Source organism: Variovorax soli, from assembly GCF_031454625.1.
Lineage (GTDB): Bacteria > Pseudomonadota > Gammaproteobacteria > Burkholderiales > Burkholderiaceae_C > Variovorax > Variovorax soli_A.
Genome location: NZ_JAVDRF010000026.1, coordinates 1 through 10,113, shown reverse-complemented (window position 1 = coordinate 10,113; position 10,113 = coordinate 1). Strand labels below are relative to the sequence as shown.

Here is a 10,113-nt window from a genome sequence, read left to right as displayed (position 1 = left end):
CATCGGGCCTCGGCGCGAGCGCGGGCGCGACTGTGGGCGGGACTGCCGGCACGGTCGTCGGGGGCGCGGTGCAGGCCGGGGTCACGGCGCTGGCGAGCCAGGCGAGCGTGGCGCTGATCAACAACCGGGGCGATGTCGGTGGAGCGCTGCACGAGCTGGGCTCGAGTGCCGGGGTGAAGAGCCTGCTCAATGCCATCGTCACGGGCGGCGTGCTGGCGGGGTTGAACCTCGACCCGACAGGCTTGCCGACCCCGGGAGGAGGTGCGCAGCCCTTGATGACACAGCTGGGGCAGAACCTGACCGCCGGTGTCGCGAGGGCCGTGATCGGCACGGCCATCAACGGCGGCAGCTTCGAGCGCAACCTGAGCGAGGGGATCAAGGCCGCGCTGCTGGACACGGTGGCGGCGCAGGGCGCCAATGCCATCGGCGATCTGACGGTCGACGGCACGCTGGATGAGTTCACCAACAAGGCCGCGCATGCGATCGCAGGCTGCATGGTGGGGGTGGCGAGAGCAGACCGCGCCAGCGGCTGCGGGGCGGGTGCGCTGGGTGCGGCGATCGGCGAGATCGCTGCTGAGGCCTATGGGCGCCAAGCCGACACCGTCCAGTTCGCGGCCATGGTGAGCGGGATTGCCGTTGCGATCACGGGTGGGGATGCAAGCCAGATCAGCATCGGCAGTCAGGCCGGCAGCAATGCGGCGGCGAACAACTATCTCGCACACCCGGAACAGATCCGCGATCCGAAGATGCAGCAACGCATCCTTGCCGCAGGCGAAGGGTGCATGGGGCCTTCCAGTTGCGAGGGTGTTGCGGCTCAGGCGCAGGCGCAGATCGATCTGCTCAGCGACGCCAGGATCACGAGCATGTGCGGCGGCGACACAGCTTGTGTGGCCGATCGACAGCTCGAACGCTCCATCTATGCACGCACCCGTGATGAAGCCACATCGAAGCTCGATCCCAGCATGGCTGCAGCAAAGTTCTTGAGTGATCTGGCGGGCCACAGCCCGTATCGCCCCGACGAGCTTTCTTCCGCGGTGACGCGGATGCAGAACGGTCGCTCCGACGAGGGCAACCCGGTCGACCAATATGTGCGCGACACGCTAGCCACCAGTCCCCCGCTGTTCGCCGCAGTTCTCGGTCTTTCGGTTATTGATGGGGATGGGGGAAAAGGCGTCTCCAAGCGCTCCGGAGTGAAGTTTGCAGATGAGGCCAAGCTTCAAGATCACTTCGAGCGGCACGGAGGCGATTTCGAGGCCAGAAGCGCCACCGAATATGAAGCAAGGGCCAGACAATTTCTCACTGGGCCAAAACCCGACAATGTCCTGGAGAAAAATAGACCAAATGGCGACGTGGTTCGCTTCAATCCGGCAACGGATGAATTCGGTGTGATCTCCTCAGACAGGAAGATCCGAACCTATTACAAACCCGATCCTGCCGTCCATGGCAAAGGATCAAACCTAGACTACTTCTATGCCCAATGACCTTCTGTTCACCTGTCCGGTATGCGGCTACGCGAGCCTGGATGAGCCTCCATACGACAGTCAGGGGTGTCCCACCTACAACATCTGTCCATGTTGCGGGACGGAATTCGGCTATGACGATGCATCCAGTTCGCACGGAAGGATTCGAGAAAAGTGGATCGCAGACGGAATGACCTGGTGGAGCAGTCGACTGAAACCTCCGCTGCATTGGGATCCGGTGCGCCAGCTCAGGGCGGCCAAACTCCTTGAGCCTTAAGGCGAATCGAGTCAAGTTCGAGATGATCCCCGCAACGCCTCACCGACCGGCTCGGGTCACTCAGGGGTAGAGATGACCTTTGAGGCAAGAAAAATGAAACTCAAATTGAGAACTCTGGTTCGTCCGGGCAACAAAGATGGATTGCCAGTTCGAATTAAGACCTCTACGCCGTGGCGGCTTAGAACGTTCAAGCTTATCGAAAAGGACGGGAGAAGCACGGAGGACCTTCGAGGCGAGGACCAATATATGCCCTCTCAGCTTTGCGATGATGTGACCTCGGAGTACGTGATTCAGGCCACATTCAAGGCAATTGAAGATGTCGCCAATGGTCGAATTCCTCAATGGCAATGCACGGGCAACGCTTGGACGGTGGTGCTTCGACCAAATGGCGCTACCTTTGAACACGCCATCATGGATGGTGCCCCGGGGGGGGAGGGTTAGCTTGGAAACCTACCGTCGCGCCCTCGAAGCCTGGCGAGATTTCCTCCTCGACGAAAGCTGCGATGAGCGGATCGTTGAACTGCCGGATTGAGCCTTCGCTCACAGTTCACCACTCTCCGTCGCCACTTGGGTCGAGCAGCTCGATCACGACCCCAACTCATCCCATGCCGATCACGCACAGCGCGACACAGCACAGCGGCCCCCCTCACACCCCCTGGATCACCGCCATGATGTTCCCCTCCGTATCCTTGAACCAGGCCGCCTTCGCCCCGCCCTGGTTCATGATCCCGTTCGCGTCCTGCCCCGGCATCTTGTAATCCTCGAACACCACGCCGCGCTTCTTCAATTCGGCCACTTCGCTCTCGATATCCGCGACCTGCCAGAAGGCCTGGCTGGCCTGCGAGGTGCCTGCGTTGGGCGTCGGGTACAGGAAGCAGCTGGTGCCTCCGGCGCAGTCGTAGACCACGCCGCCAGCCGTTTCCGTCTTCGGTTTGAACCCCAGCTTCTGCTCGTAGAACTGCCGCGCGCGGGCGACGTCCTTCGCGGGGATGTAGGCATACATCGGGGACTGCTGAAGCATCGTCATCTCCTTGAAAGCCGAAACCTGCATTCTGCGAGCCGAACGAATCGCCGATGTAGGAGCGCAGCCCGCCCGCATTCCGTGGCCCATATCGTCCCGATCGCGCCCCGATCGCCCGGCGCAGCGCCCGCCAGCCGCTGGCCATCCCCTTCGCCGCGCTCTAACCCCTTCGCACTAGTCAATCGCGCCGCCCTAGGCCATTAGCCAGATTTGCCGCGCCTGCCCCGCGCCCGAAACTAGATGTTTCCTATCCGGCGGGGCCCTCCCGCTATCGATGGAGCGCGGATGAGTTGGCGAACTAAAGTGGTTTGGAGCGAGGGGATGCTGCTGCAGCCCCAGCACCTGCAGCAAAGCGAGCGCCATGCCGACCATGCGCGGCATCTGCTGTTGCGGACCACCACGCCCTATGCCTGGGGCTTCGCCGAGCTGGAGATCGACCAGGCCTCGCTGTCGCTGGGCAAGCTGGCGCTGGTGCGCGCGGTGGGCGTGTTCGGAGACGGCACCGTGTTCGACATGCCGGCAGTCGATCCGCTGCCCGAGCCGATCGACATTCCCTCCGCCATGCGCGACGAGGCGGTGGTGCTGGCCCTCCCCTTGCGCCGCGCGGGCGCGCGCGAGGCCGACGCCGAAGCCTACGAAGACCTGGTGCGCCACCGCGTGCTCGAAACCGAAGTGCCCGACTCGAACACCGCCGGCGAACGCACCGCCGTGCTGCAGCTGGGCGCGCTCAATGCCCGCCTGCTGCGCGCCGGCGACGCCACCGATGCCTGGACCACGCTCAACGTCGCCCGCGTGGTCGAGCGCCGCACCGACAACCAGGTGCAGCTCGACCGCGCCCTGCTGCCGCCGCTGCTCGATGTCGCCGGCCACGCCGTCATTCGCGGCTGGCTCGACGAGCTGCTGGGCCTGCTGCGCCAGCGCGGCGAGGCATTGGCCGGGCGCATGACGCAGAGCGGCACCGGCGGCGTGGCCGAGATCGCCGACTTTCTTCTGCTGCAGACCGTCAACCGCAACGAGGCCGTGTTCGCGCACCTCGCCAGGAGCGCGACGCTGCATCCGCAGCGCTTCTTCGAGCAGGCGCTGGCATTGGCCGGCGATCTGGCGAGCTTCCGCGACGCGCGCCGCGTGGCCCGCTTCGCGCCCTATGTCCACGATGACCTGGCCATGAGCTTCAAGCCGCTGATGGACGACCTGCGGCGCAGCCTCTCGATGGTGCTCGAACAGTCGGCCATCCGCATCGATCTGCACGACCGCAAGCACGGCGTGCGCGTGGCGCTGATTCCCGACGTGGAGCTGCGGCGCAACGCCACCTTCGTGCTCGCGGTCAACGCGCAGATGCCCGGCGAGGCGCTGCGCGCGCGCTTCCCCACGCAGGTCAAGATCGGCCCGGTGGAGCGCATCCGCGACCTGGTCAACCTGGCGCTCCCCGGCGTCACGCTGATGCCGCTGCCGGTGGCACCGCGGCAGATCCCCTTCCACAGCGGCGCCAACTACTTCGAGCTCGAGACCCGCAACAGCGACCTGTGGCGCCAGCTCGAGCAGTCGGGCGGCATGGCGATGCACATCGCAGGCGACTTCCCCGGCCTCGACCTTGCCTTCTGGGCCATCCGGTCCTAGGCGCGCGCCGCCGATCACCCTTCCGCGCCTTCCGCCGGAGCACACCATGACCACCCCGGACCCCTTCGCCGCCTTCGAGTCGGAGCGCACGGTCATCAAGCCGAAGCCGCGCGGGCCGGGCGGCCCGGCGCCGATGCCGCCGCCTGCAGCCATGGGCCAAGGCGCCGAGCCGCTGCCGTCCGATGTCGGCGAGCTGGGCCTGCTCAATCCGCTGGTGTCGGCCGCCGGCAAGCTGCTGGTGCTGGTCGGCCAGCTGCGCAACAGGGTTCACGCACCGAACGTGGCGGCGCTGCGCGCCTCGACCGCGGATGCGGTGAACCAGTTCGATGCCGCCGCGCGCCGCGCCGGCATCTCCAACGAGTCGGTGCTGGCCGCGCGCTACGTGCTCTGCACGGCGCTGGACGAAGCCGTGGCCAACACTCCCTGGGGCGTGCAAGGCGGCTGGAACAAGCAGAGCCTGCTGGTGCAGTTCCATAACGAGACCTGGGGCGGCGAGAAGGTGTTCCAGCTGCTGGCCAAGCTGGCGCAGGACGTGCCCACGCACCGGCAGCTGCTGGAGCTGATCTACAGCGTGCTGGCCCTGGGCTTCGAGGGCCGCTACCGCGTGGTCGAGAACGGCCGCGCGCAGCTCGACAGCGTGCGCCAGCGCCTGGCCGAGCTGATCGCCAAGGACCGTCCGCCGGTCGAGGCCGAGCTCTCGCCGCACTGGCGCGGACAGGGCGCCGGCACGATGCGGCTGCGCGAGTCGCTGCCGATGTGGGTGTTCGCGGCCGGCTTCGCCTTGCTGCTGGCGCTGGCCTGGTTCGGCTTCCGGCTGGCGCTCAACCAGCGTTCCGACGCCACCTATGCGGCCGTGTCCGGCCTGCGCGTGCCCAACGTGCAGATCGCGCCCCCGGCCGTGCTGGCGAAGTCCCCGCGGCTCGCGAAGTTCCTCGAGCCCGAGGTCAAGCAGGGCCTGGTCACGGTCACCGACGAGGCGGATCGCAGCACCGTGCGGCTGCGCGGCGACAGCTTCTTCGGCTCCGGCAGCGCCGACCCGATGGCGCAGTCGCTGCCGGTGCTCAACCGCATCGGCCAGGCGCTGGCCGAGGTCAAGGGCGAGGTGCTGATCACCGGCCATTCCGACAACCAGCCGATCCGCTCCCTGCGCTATCCCTCCAACTGGCACCTGTCGGCGGCGCGCGCCGATGCGGTGAAGGGCGCGCTGTCCACCCTGGTCGATCCGGCCCGCATGCGTGCCGACGGCAAGGCCGACGCCGAGCCCGTCGCGGCCAACGACACACCGGCCAACCGCGCGCGCAATCGCCGCGTCGAGATCGTCCTGCTGAGCCCGCCGGAGCGCGTGGCCGCCGAGCTGTCGGAGGTCAAGCGATGATCAAGAAGCTCTTCGGATGGCTGTTCCATCCGGTGCTGCTGACGCTGCTGGCGCTCGTCGTCGTCGCACTGCTGATCTGGTGGATCGGGCCGCTGGTGCGCATCGGCGAACTGGCCCCGCTGGAGAGCGAGCTCTCGCGCGCGATGCTGATCGGCGTGATCGTGCTGCTGGTGCTGCTGCGTGCCGCCTGGCGCCGCTGGCGCGTGCGCAAGGCCAGCCAGCACCTGACCGACGGGCTGACGAGGGCGCCCGCCGCGCCGGCCGCTGCCGCCGACGACGGCGGCGAGCGCAAGGTGCTGGATGCGCGCTTCACCGACGCGGTCGCCACCCTCAAGAAGATGCGCCTGCACGCGGCGGGCCGCAAGCCGGGCTGGCGCGACTGGCTCTCGCTCTCGGGCGGCAGCTATCTCTACGACCTGCCCTGGTACGTCTTCATCGGCGCGCCGGGCGCGGGCAAGACCACGGCGCTGGTCAACTCGGGCCTGTCCTTCCCGCTCGCCGAGAAGTTCGGGCCCGGCGCGATCCGCGGCATCGGCGGCACGCGCAATTGCGACTGGTGGTTCACCGACGACGCGGTGCTGATCGATACCGCCGGCCGCTACACCACGCAGGACAGCCACCAGGCCGACGACAAGGGCGCGTGGGAGAGCTTCCTCGGCCTGCTGAAGAAAGTGCGCCCGCGGCGTCCGCTCAACGGCGTGTTCCTCACCGTCAGCGTGCAGGACCTGCTGTCCCAGAACGCCGAGGCGCGCAGCACGCTCGCAGCCGCGATCCGCGCACGCCTGCTGGAGCTCGATGCCAAGCTCGCGACCCGCCTCCCGGTCTACGTGCTGGTCACCAAGAGCGACCTGCTCTACGGCTTCGGCGAGTATTTCGCGGACCTCGGCAAGGAGCAGCGCGCGCAGGTCTTCGGCTTCACGCTGCCGGTCGAGGACGGCGCGATCGTCGACGAGAAAGGGCTCGGCGCCGCCTTCCATCGCGAGTTCGGCCTGCTGCACGCACGCGTCGACGACGCGCTGATCCAGCGCATGCAGCGCGAGACCGACGGCACCCGGCGCGCCGCGATCTTCGGCTTCCCGGCGCAGTTCGGCGCCATCGAGCCGCTGCTGTCGGACCTGCTCGACCAGGTCTTCACCGGCTCCCGCTTCACCCAGCCGCCCTGGGTGCGCGGCGTCTACTTCACCAGCGGCACGCAGGAGGGCAGCCCGATCGACCGCGTGATGGGCGCGCTGTCGCGCAGCTTCGGGCTGGAGCGCGCGATCTTGCCGCCGCAGAAGAGCAGCGGGCGCAGCTACTTCCTCACCTCGCTGCTGCGCGACGTGATCTTTCCCGAGCAGCGCCTGGCCGGCGCCGACGTCAAGCTGGAGCGCCGCCGCCATGGTCTGCGCGTAGCCGCCCTCACGGCGATGGCGCTGGTGACGCTGGGCCTGCTGGCCGGCTGGGGCTGGAGCGCCTGGCGCAACCTCGAGTACCTGAAGGCCGTCGATGCGCGCGTCGCGCCCGCGCGCCAGCAGCTGGCCGCGTTGCCGGCGCGCGTGCAGAACCTGGTCGAGGTCGCGCCCGTGCTGCAGGGCCTGCGCAGCATCTGGAAGGTGCCCGAGAACCGCGACGGCGACGAGCCCCTGTCGATGACCCTGGGCCTCTATCAGGGCAACAAGCTGAACGCCGCCGCCATGCTGGCGCACCAGCGCGCGCTCAACGAGGTCTTCCTGCCGCAGCTGGCCAAGCGCATCGAGGACCAGCTGCGCACCGCGCAGAAGGACAACCTCGAGTTCAGCTACGAGGCGCTCAAGACCTACCTCATGCTGCACCAGCCCGAGCGCTTCGACGCCGAGGCGCTGAAGGCCTGGATCACCCTGGACTGGGCGCGCAACCTCGACCGCGGCATCCCCGAAGACCAGCGCAAGCTGCTCGAGGACCAGCTCGACGTGCTCATCGCCCAGGGCCCGCCGCGCTCGCCGCTCAAGATGGACGAGGCCCTGGTGCGCAACGTGCGCGCCGTGCTCGCCAGCTATCCGCTGGAGCAGCGCGTCTTCAGCCGCCTGAAGCGCCAGCGCCTGGGCAAGGACATCCCGCCCTTCAGCGTTGCCGCGGCCGCCGGTCCGGCAGGCCCGCTGGTCTTCGAGCGCGCCAGCGGCAAGCCGCTCGCCGACGGCGTGCCGGGCCTGTTCACCTACGACGGCTACCACAAGCGCTTCCAGAACGAAGTGACCGTCGTCACCGGCCTGCTGGCCACCGAGGACCCGTGGGTGCTGGGCCAGGAGCGCGGCGCGGCCGACCGGCTGCGCGACGCGGCCGCGCTCGGCGCGCTGACCGATCGCGTGCGCCGGCTCTACCTCGAGGAATACGTGAAGGTGTGGGAGGCCCTGCTGGCCGACGTGCGCCTGGTGCGCGCCAGCGGCCTCGAGAAGAACATCGAGAGCGCGCGCATCCTGTCGGGCGTCGGCTCGCCGCTCGCCAGCTTCCTGCGCGCGGTGGTCAAGGAGACCACGCTGACGCCGGCCGAGCCGCAGGGCAGGGACGTGGTCGCCAAGGCCAGCGAAACCGTGCGCAACACGCGCAAGGGCCTGGAGGAGCTGTTCGGCGGCGATCCGAACAAGGCGGTGGCCGCGGGCAAGCGCATCGAGAGCATCGTCGACGACCGCTTCGCCGAGCTGCGCCGCCTGGTCAGCGCGCCCACGCCGGGCGGTCCCGCACCCATCGACGACGCGCTCAAGCTCTTCAACGAGGTCTATGTCTATCTGACGGCGGTCGACACCGCGGTCAAGAGCCGCAGCTCGCCGCCGCCCGGCGATGTCGCGGGCAAGCTCAAGTCCGATGCCGGCCGGCTGCCCGAGCCGGTGCGCTCGATGGTCGAGAACCTCAGCCAGTCCGGCGCCACCCAGGCCCGCGTGGCCGAGCGCGGCAGCCTGAGCCTGGACCTGCGACCCGTCACTGAGTTCTGCAAGAGCGCGATCGCCGGGCGCTACCCCTTCGTCAACAGCAGCAAGCGCGATGTGCTGCCCGAGGACTTCGGCCAGATGTTCGGCCCCGGCGGGCTGATGGACGAGTTCTTCCAGAAGCGCCTGGCCGCGCTGGTCGACACCAGCACACGCCCCTGGCGCTACAAGCCGGTGGCCGAGCAGGGCGCGATCACGGTGCAGGCGGTCGCGCAGTTCGAGCGCGCGGCGCGCATCAAGGAGATCTTCTTCCGCGCCGCCGGCCGAACGCCCGCGATGCGGCTGGACTTCAAGCCGGTCGAGATGGATGACGGCATCACCCAGTTCATCCTCGACGTCGACGGCCAGCTGGTGAAGTACGCGCATGGCCCGGTGGTGCCGATGGCCGTGCAATGGCCGGGCCCCAAGGGCACCAACCAGGTCCGGCTGCAGGTCAGCCCGCCTTCGGCCAGCGGCCCTTCGGGCATGGCGGTCGACGGCCCCTGGGCCCTGTTCCGCGTGCTCGACGATGGGCAGCTCGAGGCCGGCGACGCGCCGGAGAAGTTCTTCATCACCTTCCAGGTCGGCGCGCGCAAGACCCGCTTCGAGGTCACGACCAACAGCGTGCAGCATCCGATCCGCCTGCGCGAGCTGCGCGAGTTCGCCTGTCCGGAGGGCCTGTGAGCGAGGAGCCGGGCTCGACCGCCGCCCCGGCCTGGTTCGGCAAGCTGCCCGGCATGGGCGACTTCGCCCAGCGCCGCATGCCGGCGCTGTTCCGCGACCCCTGGGATCGCTGGCTGCAGCAGGGCCTCGCCAGGCTGCGCGCGCGGCGCAGCGACTGGACCGAGCGCTATCTCAAGGCGCCGCTGTGGTGCTTCGTGCTGAGCGAAGGCGTGATCGATGGCCGCAGCTGGCTCGGCGTGCTGATGCCTTCGGTCGATGGCGTCGGGCGCTACTTTCCGCTGACGCTGGCGGCCGAGCTGGTGTCGTCGCGCACCGAGCTGCAGGGCGAGGTGCTGGCACGCACGCAGCGCTGGTGGACGCTCGCTGCCCAGGCCGCCCTCGAGGGACTGGAGCACGACCTCGATGCGCTGCGCTTCGATGCGCGGCTCAATGAGCTGTTCGCCGGCTACGCGGCCGAGCCGGACACCGGCGAGCATGCGCCGCTGGCGCTGCCGGAGGTCGGGCACTCGCTGTGGTTCACCGATCCCGGCGCCGAGCGCGGCCCGGGCATGACCAGCCAGGGCCTGCCGCAGGACGAGCAGTTCGAGGCGCTGTTCGGCTTCAACAGCGAGCCGGGCGTGCGCCAGGAGGCAGGGCCATGAGTACGCCGGTCTTGCTCCCTCTGCCGCTTGCGGGAGAGGGTTGGGGTGAGGGCCTTGGGTGCTCGATTTGGCCTTGCGCTTGTTCCGAGGCCGGAGCCGGGATGTCGCCCCGGCGGGCGA

7 protein-coding genes are annotated in these 10,113 nt (G+C 68.5%); 6 read left to right on the top strand and 1 reads right to left on the bottom strand.

The genetic code is table 11. The features are described 5' to 3' along the window. Positions 1–1,481 (top strand): DUF637 domain-containing protein (locus J2739_RS27755; protein WP_309907754.1); only part of this gene is annotated, 1,481 nt, incomplete at its 5' end. A gap of 349 nt (positions 1,482–1,830) precedes the next feature. After that, a complete protein-coding gene (locus tag J2739_RS27750; RefSeq protein ID WP_309907752.1) occupies positions 1,831–2,178 on the top strand; it encodes a hypothetical protein in 348 nt (115 codons plus the stop codon). Between the two features lie 205 nt (positions 2,179–2,383). Here the strand turns inward: J2739_RS27750 and J2739_RS27745 are convergent, their stop codons facing one another. Next, the gene (locus tag J2739_RS27745; protein ID WP_309907750.1) at positions 2,384–2,758 is read right to left on the bottom strand and encodes a VOC family protein; all 375 of its coding nucleotides are present in this window, start codon (positions 2,756–2,758) and stop codon (positions 2,384–2,386) included. 285 nt (positions 2,759–3,043) lie between these two features. Here J2739_RS27745 and tssK point away from each other — a divergent pair, with 285 nt between their 5' ends. From tssK to tagF, 4 genes are read left to right on the top strand one after another with little or no spacing between them, the layout of a single operon-like run. Beyond that, entirely contained in the window at positions 3,044–4,375 is a 1,332-nt protein-coding gene (gene tssK / locus J2739_RS27740; protein WP_309907748.1) for a type VI secretion system baseplate subunit TssK, read from the top strand. A gap of 46 nt (positions 4,376–4,421) precedes the next feature. Further along, complete coding sequence (locus tag J2739_RS27735) at positions 4,422–5,750, top strand: DotU family type VI secretion system protein (RefSeq protein ID WP_309907746.1); 1,329 nt, start codon at positions 4,422–4,424, stop codon at positions 5,748–5,750. Continuing rightward, positions 5,747–9,352 carry a type VI secretion system membrane subunit TssM gene (tssM, locus tag J2739_RS27730; RefSeq protein WP_309907744.1) on the top strand — a complete coding sequence of 1,202 codons (3,606 nt, stop codon included), beginning with the start codon at positions 5,747–5,749 and terminating at the stop codon, positions 9,350–9,352. The genes J2739_RS27735 and tssM overlap by 4 nt, the downstream gene beginning before the upstream one ends. After that, positions 9,349–9,993, top strand: coding sequence for a type VI secretion system-associated protein TagF (gene tagF, locus J2739_RS27725; protein WP_309907742.1), 645 nt, complete (start codon positions 9,349–9,351; stop codon positions 9,991–9,993). Before tssM ends, tagF begins: the two co-directional genes overlap by 4 nt. Positions 9,994–10,113 lie beyond the last annotated feature (120 nt).

Coding starts and splice junctions, on each gene's coding strand:
- tssK (WP_309907748.1), top strand. CDS start 3,044: ATGAGTTGGCGAACTAAAGTGGTTTGGAGCGAGGGGATGCTGCTGCAG.
- J2739_RS27735 (WP_309907746.1), top strand. CDS start 4,422: ATGACCACCCCGGACCCCTTCGCCGCCTTCGAGTCGGAGCGCACGGTC.
- J2739_RS27745 (WP_309907750.1), bottom strand. CDS start 2,758: ATGCTTCAGCAGTCCCCGATGTATGCCTACATCCCCGCGAAGGACGTC.
- tssM (WP_309907744.1), top strand. CDS start 5,747: ATGATCAAGAAGCTCTTCGGATGGCTGTTCCATCCGGTGCTGCTGACG.
- J2739_RS27750 (WP_309907752.1), top strand. CDS start 1,831: ATGAAACTCAAATTGAGAACTCTGGTTCGTCCGGGCAACAAAGATGGA.